19 protein-coding genes are annotated in these 13,492 nt (G+C 71.7%); 11 read left to right on the plus strand and 8 right to left on the minus strand.

Going from position 1 to position 13,492, the window contains the following annotated elements:
- Nucleotides 1–245: 245 nt before the first annotated feature.
- The 4 genes from J2X36_RS20000 to J2X36_RS20015 all read left to right on the plus strand — a co-directional run bounded on the left by J2X36_RS20000 (nucleotide 246) and on the right by J2X36_RS20015 (nucleotide 4,621).
- Nucleotides 246–1,637: a family 2B encapsulin nanocompartment shell protein gene (locus tag J2X36_RS20000; RefSeq protein ID WP_310353012.1), complete on the plus strand. Its 1,392-nt coding sequence runs from the start codon at nucleotides 246–248 to the stop codon at nucleotides 1,635–1,637.
- Complete coding sequence (locus J2X36_RS20005; protein WP_132254268.1) at nucleotides 1,624–3,675, plus strand: family 2A encapsulin nanocompartment cargo protein cysteine desulfurase; 2,052 nt, start codon at nucleotides 1,624–1,626, stop codon at nucleotides 3,673–3,675. Before J2X36_RS20000 ends, J2X36_RS20005 begins: the two co-directional genes overlap by 14 nt.
- Before the next feature lie 141 nt (nucleotides 3,676–3,816).
- The gene (locus J2X36_RS20010) at nucleotides 3,817–4,215 is read left to right on the plus strand and encodes an exopolysaccharide production protein YjbE (RefSeq protein ID WP_132254267.1); all 399 of its coding nucleotides are present in this window, start codon (nucleotides 3,817–3,819) and stop codon (nucleotides 4,213–4,215) included.
- 157 nt (nucleotides 4,216–4,372) lie between these two features.
- On the plus strand, nucleotides 4,373–4,621 hold the full coding sequence (locus J2X36_RS20015) for a hypothetical protein (RefSeq protein WP_132254266.1): 249 nt from the start codon (nucleotides 4,373–4,375) through the stop codon (nucleotides 4,619–4,621).
- Nucleotides 4,622–4,627: 6 nt separating this feature from the next.
- Here J2X36_RS20015 and J2X36_RS20020 read toward each other — a convergent pair whose 3' ends face one another.
- Entirely contained in the window at nucleotides 4,628–4,951 is a 324-nt protein-coding gene (locus tag J2X36_RS20020; RefSeq protein ID WP_310353018.1) for a hypothetical protein, read from the minus strand.
- 149 nt (nucleotides 4,952–5,100) lie between these two features.
- Here J2X36_RS20020 and J2X36_RS20025 point away from each other — a divergent pair, with 149 nt between their 5' ends.
- The 3 genes from J2X36_RS20025 to J2X36_RS20035 all read left to right on the plus strand — a co-directional run bounded on the left by J2X36_RS20025 (nucleotide 5,101) and on the right by J2X36_RS20035 (nucleotide 6,028).
- Nucleotides 5,101–5,352, plus strand: coding sequence for a hypothetical protein (locus J2X36_RS20025; protein WP_132254264.1), 252 nt, complete (start codon nucleotides 5,101–5,103; stop codon nucleotides 5,350–5,352).
- A gap of 74 nt (nucleotides 5,353–5,426) precedes the next feature.
- Nucleotides 5,427–5,720 (plus strand): hypothetical protein, encoded by a 294-nt coding sequence (locus J2X36_RS20030; RefSeq protein ID WP_132254263.1) that lies wholly within the window; start codon nucleotides 5,427–5,429, stop codon nucleotides 5,718–5,720.
- Nucleotides 5,721–5,821: 101 nt separating this feature from the next.
- Nucleotides 5,822–6,028, plus strand: coding sequence for a hypothetical protein (locus tag J2X36_RS20035; protein WP_132254262.1), 207 nt, complete (start codon nucleotides 5,822–5,824; stop codon nucleotides 6,026–6,028).
- Nucleotides 6,029–6,110: 82 nt separating this feature from the next.
- On the opposite strand, the gene J2X36_RS20040 is transcribed toward J2X36_RS20035, so the two are convergent.
- Together J2X36_RS20040 and J2X36_RS20045 are read right to left on the minus strand one after the other, a co-directional pair.
- Nucleotides 6,111–7,415 (minus strand): leucine-rich repeat-containing protein kinase family protein, encoded by a 1,305-nt coding sequence (locus tag J2X36_RS20040; RefSeq protein ID WP_310353023.1) that lies wholly within the window; start codon nucleotides 7,413–7,415, stop codon nucleotides 6,111–6,113.
- A gap of 406 nt (nucleotides 7,416–7,821) precedes the next feature.
- The gene (locus J2X36_RS20045; protein ID WP_132254259.1) at nucleotides 7,822–8,040 is read right to left on the minus strand and encodes a DUF6894 family protein; all 219 of its coding nucleotides are present in this window, start codon (nucleotides 8,038–8,040) and stop codon (nucleotides 7,822–7,824) included.
- Nucleotides 8,041–8,252: 212 nt separating this feature from the next.
- Here J2X36_RS20045 and J2X36_RS20050 point away from each other — a divergent pair, with 212 nt between their 5' ends.
- Entirely contained in the window at nucleotides 8,253–8,627 is a 375-nt protein-coding gene (locus J2X36_RS20050; protein ID WP_132254257.1) for a hypothetical protein, read from the plus strand.
- On the opposite strand, the gene J2X36_RS20055 is transcribed toward J2X36_RS20050, so the two are convergent.
- The 3 genes from J2X36_RS20055 to J2X36_RS20065 all read right to left on the minus strand — a co-directional run bounded on the left by J2X36_RS20055 (nucleotide 8,611) and on the right by J2X36_RS20065 (nucleotide 10,457).
- A complete protein-coding gene (locus J2X36_RS20055) occupies nucleotides 8,611–9,432 on the minus strand; it encodes a cobalamin-binding protein (RefSeq protein ID WP_310353157.1) in 822 nt (273 codons plus the stop codon). The two genes, J2X36_RS20050 and J2X36_RS20055, sit on opposite strands and share 17 nt — an antisense overlap.
- A gap of 10 nt (nucleotides 9,433–9,442) precedes the next feature.
- Entirely contained in the window at nucleotides 9,443–9,973 is a 531-nt protein-coding gene (locus tag J2X36_RS20060) for a hypothetical protein (RefSeq protein ID WP_310353027.1), read from the minus strand.
- Nucleotides 9,974–10,061: 88 nt separating this feature from the next.
- Complete coding sequence (locus J2X36_RS20065; RefSeq protein ID WP_310353029.1) at nucleotides 10,062–10,457, minus strand: response regulator; 396 nt, start codon at nucleotides 10,455–10,457, stop codon at nucleotides 10,062–10,064.
- 382 nt (nucleotides 10,458–10,839) lie between these two features.
- On the opposite strand from J2X36_RS20065, the gene J2X36_RS20070 reads away from it, so the two are divergent.
- Both J2X36_RS20070 and J2X36_RS20075 read left to right on the plus strand, forming a co-directional pair.
- On the plus strand, nucleotides 10,840–11,433 hold the full coding sequence (locus tag J2X36_RS20070) for a GDSL-type esterase/lipase family protein (RefSeq protein WP_310353031.1): 594 nt from the start codon (nucleotides 10,840–10,842) through the stop codon (nucleotides 11,431–11,433).
- 48 nt (nucleotides 11,434–11,481) lie between these two features.
- Nucleotides 11,482–11,787, plus strand: a complete 306-nt coding sequence (locus tag J2X36_RS20075; RefSeq protein WP_310353033.1) for a hypothetical protein — start codon at nucleotides 11,482–11,484, stop codon at nucleotides 11,785–11,787.
- A 119-nt stretch (nucleotides 11,788–11,906) separates the two neighbouring features.
- Here the strand turns inward: J2X36_RS20075 and J2X36_RS20080 are convergent, their stop codons facing one another.
- A complete protein-coding gene (locus J2X36_RS20080) occupies nucleotides 11,907–12,290 on the minus strand; it encodes a TonB family protein (protein ID WP_132254247.1) in 384 nt (127 codons plus the stop codon).
- 329 nt (nucleotides 12,291–12,619) lie between these two features.
- Here J2X36_RS20080 and J2X36_RS20085 point away from each other — a divergent pair, with 329 nt between their 5' ends.
- Nucleotides 12,620–13,021, plus strand: a complete 402-nt coding sequence (locus J2X36_RS20085; RefSeq protein ID WP_310353036.1) for a septal ring lytic transglycosylase RlpA family protein — start codon at nucleotides 12,620–12,622, stop codon at nucleotides 13,019–13,021.
- A 256-nt stretch (nucleotides 13,022–13,277) separates the two neighbouring features.
- Here J2X36_RS20085 and J2X36_RS20090 read toward each other — a convergent pair whose 3' ends face one another.
- The gene (locus J2X36_RS20090; RefSeq protein ID WP_132254242.1) at nucleotides 13,278–13,460 is read right to left on the minus strand and encodes a hypothetical protein; all 183 of its coding nucleotides are present in this window, start codon (nucleotides 13,458–13,460) and stop codon (nucleotides 13,278–13,280) included.
- Nucleotides 13,461–13,492: the final 32 nt, after the last annotated feature.

Here is a 13,492-nt window from a genome sequence, read left to right on the forward strand (position 1 = left end):
CTCGGCCGGGCCGAGGCTAGACCGCACTAACCCGGAATCAGGTGCAGTTCAGCCGCGCCCCGGGCAAGAGTATCGACAACTTCCTCGGGTGCGCTCCAGTACAGTGCAGTCCCGGCGCGGTCGCTCGACTGCGCTAGGCCCGACATCTGCGTGACGTGACCTTGCGGCGTATCAGGATCGGTCGGGCTTGAGCCCGCAGCCGGTCGCCGCTTCCTCGTGCCTTGAGAAAACGGAGACGTGAGACGATGAGCGGACCGGGTTTGAGCGTGAGCGCCTCCGCGGCACGCAATCTAGCGACGGCGACCGTCACATCGGTCCAGAACGCGGCCAACACCCCGCGCTGGCTCCTGCGCCTGCTGCCCTTCGTGGACGTGCCCGGCGGCGTCTACCGCGTGAACCGCCGCGCCGTGGTGCTGGCCAAGCCCGGCCGCATCGATCTCGCCACGGACGACAAGGGCCGGGTCATCCGCCCCGGCTCCCTGCGGGCCGTGCCGCAGTTCAGCCGGCTCGGCGATGCCGAACTGGCGACGCTGGCCGGCAAGTTCACCGAGAGCCGCCATCAGGCCGGCGAGGTCATCAGCGAGGAAGGCTCGGCCGACCGCAGCCTGACGATCGTCGCCGACGGCACCGTCGAGCTGAGCCTGTCGGGCCCCTACAAGGGCCGGCTGCGCCAGGGCCTCGCCACCCGGGGCGACTATTTCGGGGACGACACCCTCGTCGGCGAGGCCGGGCCGGCCCCGGCCGTGAAGGCGCTCTCGGCCGTGACGCTCCTCACTCTCGACCGGGCCGCGATCGAGGACGAGGCGATCCGTTCGCGCATCACCCAGCACATCGAGGAGCGTGACCGGCTCAAGGGCCACACCAATTCCTACGGCGAGCAGGGTATAGAGCTCCTGGCGGTGCATGCGGGCGAGCCGCGCCTGCCGACCACCTTCGTCGACTACGAGGTGGATCCGCGCGAGTACCACCTCTCCACGATCCAGACGATCCTCAACACCCATACCCGCGTCACCGATCTCTACTCGAACGAGATCGACCAGCTCCGCGAGCAGATCCGCCTCACGGTCGATGCCGTGAAGGAGCGCGAGGAGTGGGAGCTCCTCAACAACTCGCAATTCGGCCTCCTCCACGAGGTCGGCTCGCGCCAGCGCATCCCGACCCGCGGCGGCCCGCCGACCCCGGACGATCTCGACGAGCTCCTGACGCTCGTCTGGAAGAAGCCCGCCTTCTTCGTGGCGCATCCGCGCGCCATCGCGGCCTTCGGCCGGGAGGCGACCCGCCGCGGCGTGCCGCCGGTGGTGGTGCACCTGTTCGGCGCGCCCTTCATCACCTGGCGCGGCGTGCCGCTGGTGCCGAGCGACAAGCTGCCGATCGACACCGACCCGGTCACGGGGGCGCAGACCACCTCGATCCTGCTGCTGCGCGTCGGCGAGGGCGAGCAGGGCGTCGTCGCCCTCCAGAAGTCGGGCGTCACGGGCGAGATCGAGCCCGGCCTGTCGGTGCGCTACATGGGCACCAACGACCACTCCATCGCCTCGCATCTCGTGACCCGCTACTTCTCGGCCGCCGTGCTGGTCGAGGACGCGATCGCCCGTCTCGATAACGTGCTCCTGGGCAACTACCATGACTACGCCTAAGGCGCCGGCCTTCCTGCCGGCGGCCAGCTTGGGCCTGCCGGCGGCCAGCCTGGGCCTGCCGGCGGGCAACCCCGGCGAGCTGGCGCATGCGGATCTCGTCGGGCGCCTCGCCCGCGAGATCTACGGGCAGGGGCAGGCGGCAAGCCAGCCCTTCGCGCCGGAACTTCCGGCGAGCCCGCAGGTGCCGCAGGGCTTCGAGAGCCTGCCGCAGGGGCCCGGCGGCGCGCCCCTGCCGAGCGCCGGCCTGGGTGTCCCCTCGGCGCCCGCGGGCGGATTACCCCAGGGCCTGCAGCCGGACGCCTCGGCGCTCGCCGCCCGCTCCTTCGGCGCGCCGCCCGTCGGCCTGCCGGGGGTGACGGGAGCCTCCGTGCCGAACCCAGCGCCCGCCGGCCCCGTCTCGTTCGACGCGGCGGCGATCCCCTCGGTCCATCCCCTCTCCGACCCGTTCGCCTCGCGCCGGGCCCTGCCCGAGTTCTTCGTGCCGAGCCTGCCCGAGGTGGCCGCAGCGCTGCCGGGCGGGCGCGACCTGCACCGCCGGATCGCGGCCGACCATCCGCGGGCGAACGCCTTCGCCCATGCGCTGGCGCCGGGGCTCGTGCCGGCCGACCCGTCGCGCCACGGCGTCGACGAGGCGCAGGAGAGCTTTCGGCGGACGGGCCGTCTCTCGCGGGCGCCGGAGCCCGCGGCGCCGGCCTCCGACTACTACTTCCTGGCGCCCGCCGCCGCGCGGCCTCCGAAGACCCACGCCCGGCCCCGCGTCGAGCCCTCGCGCCATCCCGGCCCCGCGCCGCGCGTCACCTCGCACGGGTCGAGCCCGGTCGCCGCGCCCTTCGACGTGGAGAGCGTGCGCCGGGATTTCCCGGCCCTCCACCAGAGCGTCAACGGCCACCCGCTCGTCTGGCTCGACAACGCGGCGACGACCCACAAGCCGCAGAGCGTGATCGACGCGACGAGCGAGTTCTACGGCCGGCACAACTCGAACATCCACCGGGCCGCGCACACGCTCGCCGCCCGGTCCACGGACCTGTTCGAGGGCGGCCGCGAGAAGGTGCGCCGCTTCCTCAACGCGCCGACGAAGGACGACATCGTCTTCCTGCGCGGCACCACGGAGGCGATCAACCTCGTCGCGAACTCCTACGGCCGCGCCCATATCGGCCCGGGCGACGAGATCATCGTCTCGACGATCGAGCACCACGCCAACATCGTGCCCTGGCAGCTCCTCACCCAGGCCACCGGCGCGACGCTGCGCGTGATCCCGGTCAACGACCGGGGCGAGATCATCTTCGAGCAATTCGCCGCCCTCCTGTCCGGCCGCACGAAGATCGTCTCGGTGACGCATGTCGCCAACGCGCTCGGCACCATCAACCCGGTCGCGGAGATCATCCAGCTCTCGCACGCCTACGGCGTTCCGGTGCTGGTCGATGCGGCGCAATCCTCGCCGCACATCCCCCTCGACGTGCAGGCGCTCGACGCGGACTTCCTCGTCTTCTCCGGGCACAAGGTGTTCGGGCCGACCGGGATCGGCGCGCTCTACGGCAAGACGCACCTCCTCGAGGCGATGCCGCCCTGGCAGGGCGGCGGCCACATGATCGAGGACGTCACCTTCTCGAAGACCGTCTACAAGGGCGCGCCCGAGAAGTTCGAGGCGGGCACGCCCGACATCGCCGGCGCCGTGGGCCTCGGCGCCGCCCTCGACTATCTCGAGGGCGTCGGCCTGCCGGGCATCGCGGCCTACGAGCACGATCTCCTCGAATACGCGCAGGCCGGCCTCGCCGAGGTGAAGGGCCTGCGGCTGATCGGCACGGCGCGGGAGAAGGCCAGCGTGATGTCCTTCGTCATCGAGGGGCACGAGAACGAGGCGGTGGCCCACCACCTCGACGCGCACGGGATCGCGGTGCGCTCCGGCCATCACTGCGCCCTGCCGGCCCTGCGCCGCTTCGGCGTCGACCAGTCGGTGCGCGCCTCGCTCGCCTTCTACAACACGCGGGAGGACGTCGACGTCTTCCTGAAGGCCCTGCACACGCTGCCGCGCCACTGAGCCGGGGCCGCGCGGCCGGCATCGCGATCATCGGCCGCCCGATCCAACCGCGGACGTTCCCGAAACTCGGGGACGTCCGCGCGGAACCTCCGGTAAGCCGAACGATTTCCTTCCCCGCAGCAACTAGAGGAGGAAATCGCCATGAAAGTCACAACTCTAATCAGCAGCGCCGCCATTCTCGCCCTCACGGCGGGGTCGGTTCTCGCCGCGCCGTGCAACACCGGCTCGACCAAGGACAAGAATCCCGAGCAGCAGGCGACGAACACGAAGAGCTCGGACGTCGACAATTCCAGCAAGAACCTCGCGGGTGGTCAGCAGCCCGCCTCGCCCGGCACCGTCGGCGCGATGAACAACGTCGGCGCGAACCAAGCGACCGGTCCGAACCAGGGGACGGGCAATCAGGCCAGCAAGGGCGACCGGACCGACCCGGCCGCCAAGAACCTCGCCGGCGGCGAGCAGCCCGCCTCGCCCGGCACCGTCGGTGCCATGAACAATGCGGGCGCGGATCAGAAGGTCGGCAAGAAGGACGACGATTGCTGAGCGATCGGACGATCCATCCGGTGAAGCCCGCCCGGCTCGCGCCGCGGCGGGCTTCATCGCATCCAGGGGCCGCTACGGCCACGCTAACCCATTCTCGTCGCGATCCCTTGGTCTACGGCCTCCGCCCGGTAGGATCGGGCTGTCTGGAGTAGAGTCCTTGCTGGTACGCACCGTTTCCGCCCTCCTTCTGACCACCGCCGCCGCGGTGGCGGCCCCAGGCGGCGCCACGTCCGCCGACCGCAGCGAGCTGAAGAGGTCCTGCACGGGCGATTACTTCACCTATTGCGGCGACCTGGAGCCGGACAGCCCAGAGGTTCAGGCCTGCTTCCGGCAGAACAAGGCCAAGCTGTCGCCGAACTGCCAGTCCGCCATCTCGGCCTACACCAAAGGTCAGAAGCGGGGCTGACCGCCCTCAGGCCGGCTCGCCGGGTTCGGGGTCCCGGCCGCGGCCGACGATCTCCAGCGCACGCAGGATCGCGAGACCGATCGCGTCGGCGTCGGCGCGGCCCTCGGGCGTCGCGGGCGTGATCGCGACCGCCTCGACCTCCTCGCTGTCGAGCGCCCCGACGAAGACGGTCAGAACGGGTCCCTGCGGCTCGGATTCGTCCGCCACCAAGCCGACCCGGTAGCCCGCCTCCTCACCGTAGAGGCAGATCGCCTCCGCGGCACGACGCGTGTCCGGATCCGGCTCGGGGCGCCGGGCTCTGCCGAAATCGGGGCGGATGACGTTGCTCATCCCCGCCAGCATAGCGCGGCGCGCACGGACATCACGGGGAAAAAGCGTCGCGCGGGTGGGGTTCTCCACCCTCTGCCCAACGGCCTTAACCGATCCACAAGAGCTTTCCGGCCAGAGACGCGCCGGGGGCGCAAGGACATCGATCCGCGATGGAACAGGCATTCCGCACCGCGTGCATCCTCTGCCGCCGCTCGATGCGGCTGGGGCCATCCTTCGGGGAGGGACGGCACATCGCCGCCTGGAACGTCGCCGTCTGCCACCCCTGCCGCGCCGAGAATCCGGACGGCCCGGACCTCGAGCGATATCCGCGGCTCGCGGCCTATCTTCGCTCGAAGGGCCTCGTGGGGACCGGAGCACAGGCGGGCTTCGTACCCTGGCCTCCGGACCGGGAGGCCGCCTGAGGCTCGGGCCGGTCCCCGCGTCACGCCCGGCCTTCGCGGGAGACAGCGACCGGCCGCCGACAGGGAGCGCCGACATGCCCGAGGCCGCACACGACCAAGCCGCGTACTGGATCAACGCCTTTCGGCGCTCGGACGGCGTCACGGTCTTCCGGGAGGCGCAGGCGCGCCTCGGCCGGCGCCTGGCGGAGACGCCGATGCTCTATCAGGGCACCTGCCGGCTGATCTACCGCGTCCGCGTCCGGCCGAAGGGGCCGAGCGCCGCGTCCTGCGGCCGCCGTGGCGAGAGCGGCTTCGTCGCCCTGTCGGGCCCCTGTCCCCGCTGCGGGGCACCGGCGCCCATCGTCTGCGGCGCGGCCTTCCGCACCTGAGCCGCGCGCTGCCGGAAGCGGGTCAGGGTCGGCGAAACTGTGGGTTCTGCCCGGCGCCGCGCCGGCTACCATCCTCGGCAGAAAAACGAGGAGTGGCAGGGATGGAAACGAAGCAGCGCGAGCTCGAAGCTCGCATCGTCGCGATCGAGTACAGCCTGCAGGTCATCGTCAACTGCCTGTCCGACCGTGACTCCCTCGACCGCGGCAAGCTTCTGAGGCTGCTCCGCTCGGCGGCCGAGGAGCCGTCGGCCGGTGCCTCCAACCCGAGCGTGCCCGCAGCCCTCGTCGGGCTCGCCGACCGGCTCTGAGGCGGCGCGGGCCTGTGCGCTCGCGGGGACCGGGCCGCCCGCGATGGTCGCCCCCTCCCGCCCCGAGGGCCGACGCGCGGCCTCAGGCCGGAAGCGCGTGCAGGATCTCGGTCATGTCCGGACGGGCCGCGACATCGGCCTGAAGGCAGGCGGCCTCCAGCGTCCGCAGGACGCTCGTCGCGGACGCGTCGGACGGGCACAGGTCGAGCAACTCGCCGAGGAGGAGGCCCCAGGCCAGGACCTCCGTCCGCAGCAGGGCCGCGGCGAGGTCACCGGGCGGAAGAACCGAGGCCGCCCCGAAATCGCTCAGCACAGCCGCCCCGGCGCTGCCGTCCCACAGGATGTTGTGCCCGTACAGATCGCCGTGGAGGAACCCGCGCCCATGGAGATGGGCGGCGGCCCGCGCCGTCTCGCGCGCGATCCGGGTTGCGCTCGCCCATCCGACCTGAAGCTCGGGAGCGTAGACGTCCCGGCTGCAGCTCGCGAGGCTCGGCGGCCCGGCGAGCGGGCGCCAATGCGGCGGCAGGAGAGGCATCACGAGCCCCTGCGCGCCGTCCGGGTGGCCGGTGAGGCGCCCGAGAGCCCCGGTCAGGTTCGGGTGCGCGCCCGCGGCGAGGCAGGCGGCCATCTCCCGCTCGGGCAGCCCGTCGCTCGTCATGGCGCCCTTGAACAGCTTGAGGGCGACGGGCCCTCCGGCTCCCCCTTCCGCACGCCAGAGCGCGCGGTGCACCCGGCCGGAGGCGCCCTCGCCGAGGAGGTCGCCGGGAACGATTTCGGACCAGGGGATCTCCGCGGCGCGCGCCTGTCCCGCGGCGGGCTCGCAGGGGTTTCCGGCCCAGGAGATCCAGGCGAGGCGCGGCAGGCCGCCGAGCCAGGCGGGAAGGGCATCGAGCCCGTTGGCGGAGATCCGCAGCAATTCCAGCCGCTCCGCCCCCGCGAGGGTGGGCGGCAGGGAGCGCAGGCGGTTTCCGGCGAGCATCAGCTTCTGCAGAAGCGGTCGCCGGCCGAGCGCATCCGGCAGGTGCGCGATCGCGTTGTCGGTCAGCGTCAGCCAGCGGAGGGTCGCGGGCAGCGCCTCGCCCGGAACCTCGCGCAGGCCGGCGGCGCGGAAGCCGATCTGGCTCAGCATCGGGCAGCCGCCGAGGGCGGGCGGCAGGCGCTCGAAGCGGTTGCCGGAGCAGAACAGGACCCGCAGGCGGCCGAGGCGCGCGATCTCCGCGGGCAGGTCCGCGAGCGCATTGCCGCTCAGGTCGAGGACCTCCAGCGTGTCCGCGAGGCCGAGGATCTCGGCCGGGAATTCGGTCAGCCCCTCTGAAATTCGGAGTTCCCGCACGCCGGCGAGATCGCCGCGGCGGAGCGCGCGCAGGGTCGGGGAGATCGGGGGCATCCGGGATGACGCGAGCCGTGTCGGTGTGAAGGGGAAGCCGGGCAGCGCGGCCGTCAACGGTCAGGAGGCGTGGGAACGCTCAAGAGTGGCGTTCCGACGGAACGGCCGGATGATGGCAGCCTAGCGGGTCGGGCCGTTTATAGCCAAGGCTTCAAAAGTAACATTTGGTATTTCCTCATCCCCCGACCCGATACAGTCTGCGTCCACCGATTCGCGCTGCGATGACGGATGAGGGCGTTCGTACGGGAGTCGCGTCATGTTGTCCGGCGGTGGCGTTTCGACGGAGATGCTCCTTCAGGTTGATGCGTTGGGTATCTCCGCACCCGCCCCGTCCGGATCGACCGCCGCCCTGGTTCGCGCTCATGTGCGGGCGATCCTGCTGAAGATCCCCCGGCTCCCCGTCGCCTCAGTCGAGGCTGAGCACGTGTAGGAGGCTTCCCGCCTCGTCCCGGATCTCCATGCGCCAGGCGCCGGCATCGTCCGGAAGTTCCCCCACCAACCGCAGTTCCTCCACGGCGGCCCGGGCCTCCGTGATCGCCTGATCCAGATCGTCGGCCACGACACCGGTCGGATCCTCGATCACGGCCTGTGCCTGCACCAATCGGAAGAAGTATCGCTGGGGCATCGGCCGCCGTCGGAAGCGATGGTTCGGGACAGGCAGCAGCCGGGGAGAACGAGCGGCCTTGGAGCCCATCAGTCGCCAGGGGCGGCGACGTTGTAAAGCCTCTTTCTGGAAGATCCGGCATCCCTGCGCCGGCGCAAAGGGCTTACGGCGCCCCGGGAGCGACCGCGCGGCCTTGGCGTTGTCCGGGGACGACCCCGGACATGGAGCGGCCAGTGGCGGACAGACTCGCGGATGCGATGAGGCAGGCGGCGGCCGAGGGCCGGGCTCGCGCGCGGGCCTTCTCGGGCGGCAGCGGCCGGGACGACCTGCCTTTCGCCGTGATCGCGGCCTTCGACGCCCGGATCCGCGGGCAGGTCGAGCGCGATCCCCGCATCGAGGACGAGCGGGACCGGGTCCTGATCGCCGCCGTCAAGCTCGCGGAGACGCCGCCCGACGACGAGCCGGACGCTTTCGCGAGCGCCCGCGCGGGGTTGCTCGCCGTGATCGACGATCTGGAGCAGGTGACCCTGCGCCACGGCATCGTCAGCGCACGGGGCGCACGGGCGGGCGGCGGCACGCCGGGCGAGCGCCTCACGCCGTCCGGGTGACAGGCGGCTGGACGCGACCGGCGGCTGCCGGCCGCAGCGCGGCCCGGATCGCGTCGAGCCCGTCGCCGAGGGCGGCGGGGCCCGGCTGCAGGATCAGGGCCGACTTGATCTCCACGATCTGCCCCGCTTCCACGGCGGGGATCGCGCCCCAGCCCGGGCGGGCGGCGATGCGCGCCGGCACCACCTTCCGGCCGCACCAGGAGGCGAGGATCACCTCGGGCGCCGCCGCGATCACCGCTTCGGGCGTCACGACCCGGTCCCGGGCCGCCGGCTCGCGGGCGCGGTCGGCGAAGACATCCCTGCCGCCCGCGATCCCGATCAACTCCGAGACCCAGCCGATCCCCGAGATCAGCGGCTCGTCCCACTCCTCGAAATACACCCGTGGCCGGCGGTCGTTCTCCGCCCCCGCGGCGATCTCGGCCAGTCGGGCCGCGTAGGCGGTGGCCAGCGCCTCGGCGCGATCCGGGCAGCCGACGAGCGCCCCGAGGGTTCGGATCATCGCGAGGATGCCGGCAACGTCGCGCTGGTTGAAGAGGTGGACGGCGATGCCCGCACGGGCGAGGTCGGCCGCGATCCCGGCCTGCAGGTCGGAGAAGGCGAGGACGAGATCGGGTCGGAGCGCCAGGATCTTGGGAAGGTCCGCGCTGGTGAAGGCCGAGACGCGGGGCTTTTCCCGGCGCACCCGGACTGGGCGCACGGCGTAGCCCGAGACGCCGACGATGCGGTCCTCCTCGCCGAGCAGGTACAGGGTCTCGACCGTCTCCTCCGTCAGGCAGACGATCCGTTCGGGCGGGAAGCGGCGCATGGCGGCCGGCTCAGGCGGCGAGGCGAGGGCGGGCGAGGAGAGGGCGGGCAAGGGTAGCGATCGAGGCACGAAGGAGCATCGCGCCCGCGAGCGTGCCGAGATTGATCAGGAAGAGCCGCGCGACGACGGCGGGCGCATAGGCCCCCGCGCTCCCGGGCAGGACGAGGGCCGCGACGCAGAGGCCGGCCTCGTAGGCGGCGAAGGCGGCGAGGAGACCGGTCGCAGCGCGCGCGGCGGGAATCGGGGCGAATCGTCCCGCACCCCGGGCGGCCGGCACGGCGAGGAGCGCCGAGGCCCCGAGTGCGAAACCCCAACCGATCGTCGCCCCGTCCGTCGGGTAGCCGAGGAGCCCGAAGCCGATCACTTGGTTGAGCAGCCACGCCGCACCGACGCAGAGGAGCGCCGCGCGGCCGGGAAGGGTGAGGGCGGCGAGGGTCGCGAGGGCGGCAAAGGGCGTGGCGCAGGCGAAGTGGCCGCTGAGGACGATCGCTGCGGCACAGAAGGCCGCGACGAAGAGGGCGCTGGGCGTCGTGTCGATCATGCTCGCCTCGTCGGGCCGGACGGCCCGGGGATCACCCTACAGCGGATCGGCCGCTTTCGCAGCCGGGCCCGTGGGATGCGCTAAGGACTCACACGACCGGGGCCGCCCGGTCCACGGCCCGGTGCGCCTCGACGAGGAGGTCGAGGGGCAGCCACGGGCGCCTCAGGCAGGTCGCAGCGCCCGGGAGATCCGCGGCCCCGGCCTCGGGCTCTCCGGCGGTGACGACGAGGCGGATCCGCGGCCAGAGCTTTCCCACCGCCCTGGCGAGGCGGATGCCGTCGCGCTCGCAGTCCAGGGACGCGCGCGTGACCATCAGGGCGACGTCGTGCCCGCATCTCTGCAGCACCTCGATCGCGGCCTCGCCGCTCGCGCAGGCCATGACGTCGAGCGCCGTCTCCTCGATCAGGGCCACCGCCCGCTCGCGCTCGGCCGGGACGGTCTCGACCACGAGGGCCAGGGGCGGCGAGTGCGTGATCGTGCGCATCAGGTCGTTCCCTTCGGGGGCTGAAACCGGAGGCGGCGATCGATAACGGTGGCAAGCTTCGCCAACGACTCGGGCGTCGTCTCGCGAAGCTGCGGCTCGTAGAGTTCCGCAAGCCCCCGCGCGATCCCGTGCAGGCGCGGATCCGCGGTCACTCCGGTGCAGAACGGGCGGCGTCCGTTACAGTCGCGCATGGCACCTCCTTCCGGCGAGGCGCCTCGTCCGCCGACCGGGGTCGTGGATTAACTTGTGACAGGTTCGAGGAATTAATGACGCGGACAGCAGAAGGTTTCAGCGCGGCCGTTTCAGCCCTCGGCGACCCGGCACAATGCCGAGCCGGAGATCGCCCGACGCCGATGAGGCAGCGGCCATGATTTCCGGGGCGATGCCGCGGCCGATCGTCTTCGTCGGCGATTCCATCACCGAGGGTTGGGGCGAGGCGCAGCCCGGCCTCTTCGCGCGGCACGGTTTCGTCAACCGCGGGATCGGCGGCGAGGCCTCCGGCCGGATCCGTGCGCGCTTCCGCGACGAGATCCTCGCGGCGGGCGCCCGCGGCGTGCACCTGATGTGCGGGATCAACGACATCGCCGAGGTCGAGGGGCCGGTGCCGCTTCCGCGGATCCAGGAGAACATCGCCGCCATGGTGGCCGAGGGGCGGAGGCTCGGCCTGCCCGTCTGGCTCGGCTCGATCACGCCGGCGACCGCCATCGCCTGGAACCCGGAGGTCTCCCCCAGGCCGTCCATCGCCGCCCTGAACCGCTGGCTTCGCGAGCACGCGGCCGGCGCCGGGGCGCGCTTCATCGATTACCACGCGGTTCTCGCCACGGAGGAAGGCGCGTTGCGGCCCGGCTTCGGCAGCGACGGCGTTCACCTGACCCCGGAGGGCTACCGGGCCATGGAAGCGATCCTGCTGGCTGCCCTCGGCGCGCACGGCGCCGCATCCGGAGCCTCTTGCCCGCCGGCGGGGCGGGATCGATAAATCGGGCCTGCCGGCCGATCACGGCGGGGTAGGGAGGCAATCCGCAACATGGACGGGTTTCGGCTTCGCACCGCATACCTGGCGCTCGCGGGAACCCTCGCGCTGGGTCCCGCCCGGGCGGGGGAACGCCCCTACACCCCGGCCCTCGCCTGCGAAGACGTGCGCCTCCTCGTCACGCGGGCCGGATCCGTGACGCTGGCGACGAGCCCCAACGCCTACGAGCAGGTCTCGCGGACGGGCGGCGTCTGCACCGGCGACACCACGGCCGCGCCCGCCTTCGTGCCGGCGCGGGACGATCCGGCGTGCTTCGCCGGCTACCGCTGCCGCCAGCGCAACAGCGACACGAGCTACTAGGACGCCGCCCGGCCTTCATCGATCACGAAAGCCGCGCGAGCGTCCTGCCGCGGCGCAGGGCCTCGGGTCGAGCCGGCACGTTCCGTCCGCGGGAGCGGCCCGCGGCGCGTCGGCCCCGCTCAGCGGCGGCGGGCGAGATCGAGCGGGAAGCTCAACTCCGTCGTCCCATCCTCCGTGAGAAGTTCCCGCGGGGGCGGGGCGAAGGGTCCCGCGGCGCGCGCGGCGGCCAGGGCACGGTCGTCGAGGGCGGCAGAACCCGAACCCGCCTCCACCGATGCATCCTTCAGGCTGCCGTCGGCGGCGATGCGAACCCGAATCGTGACGGTGCCGCCCGGTGAGCGCGGCGCGGCCGAGCGGTCGGCCGCGCCGATCTTCGTCACGACGGCCGACAGCCAGGTGCGCACCGAGGCGCCCACCGCGCGCTCCGCGTGGGCGGCATCCGGCAGCGACAGGCAGAGCAGGAGATACAGGCTGAGCCGGAACAACGGCGGACGCAGGACCATCGGGATCTCGAGCGCGGGAGGGGCCGGCAATCGCTGCCGATCGGGTCCTCCTGCCACGAAATGGCAGCCGCCCGAGGGCCAAAGAGTGACCTTTTGCCGACGGCGCGCACATTCGTGCGTCCTGCGATATCATTCGGAGCGTTCGCGCTATTCGATGATCAATTTCGGTCTACTTGCAATTATCATCGAGATCTTACGTCGATATTCCCATGAAAAACTGCCACAAATACGGCAATCTCGCCCGAACATCGTCATATTGCACCGCAACATAGTCTCGCCGCATTCCCAGACATCTTGCGCTTCGTCGAAAACAACAGTGGGAATGTACGATGGTCTCGACCATCCACCGCGCACTCGTCGCCCTGACCGTCATCGTCCTGGGCGGGTTTGCCACTCCGGAGGCCCAGGCCCGGGGCGCCCGGACGCACGGTGTTCACGCAGGCCACCATCAGGGCCAGTCCGGTGTCGCATCCTGGTACGGGCCCGGCTTCCAGGGTCGGCGCACGGCCAATGGCGAGCGCTTCAACACGCATGCTCTGACCGCGGCGCACCGGACGCTGCCCTTCGGCACCAAAGTTCGCGTGACGAACCGGCTGAACGGCCGCTCCGTCGTGGTCCGCATCAACGATCGTGGCCCGTTCGTCGGCGGCCGGGTGATCGATCTGTCGAACGCCTCGGCCCGCGCCATCGGCGTCGCGGGAACAGCCCGCGTCAGCCTCGCCCGTCTCTGACTCCGGTTCCGCTTCCAGGCACCAGGAACACGGCGACATCCCCGCCGCACCTCTCCCGATCTCTTGGTCGATCGCTTGGTCGATCTCTTGGCCGATCTCTTGGCCGATCTTTCGGCCAATCTTTCGGCGATGTCAGGGTGCGCCGGCGGGCGCCCGTCACGCGGATGGGACGGGCGCCGTGAGCAGCGCGCGGCTTCCGCAACGCGCTGCCCTGGATCGGCGACGTCGGTGTCGCTCCGATCGGAGTGTCAGCCGTTCACTGTCCCGCCGGCTTGTTGGCGGGAGCCGGCGTCGGCGAGGCCGGCGGGGGCGGAGCCGGGTTCGTCGGAGCCGTGGTGGTCGAGGCCGGCGGGTTGGGGGGCGCCTCCGCCTTCTTCTCGTCCTTGCAGGCGGTGAGTGCGAGCAGAGCGGCCAGCGGCAGCAGGATCTTCATACGCATGAGCGTTCCTCCATCCGTCGAGTGAGCCTCGA

Source organism: Methylobacterium sp. BE186, assembly GCF_031457035.1.
Lineage (GTDB): Bacteria > Pseudomonadota > Alphaproteobacteria > Rhizobiales > Beijerinckiaceae > Methylobacterium > Methylobacterium segetis.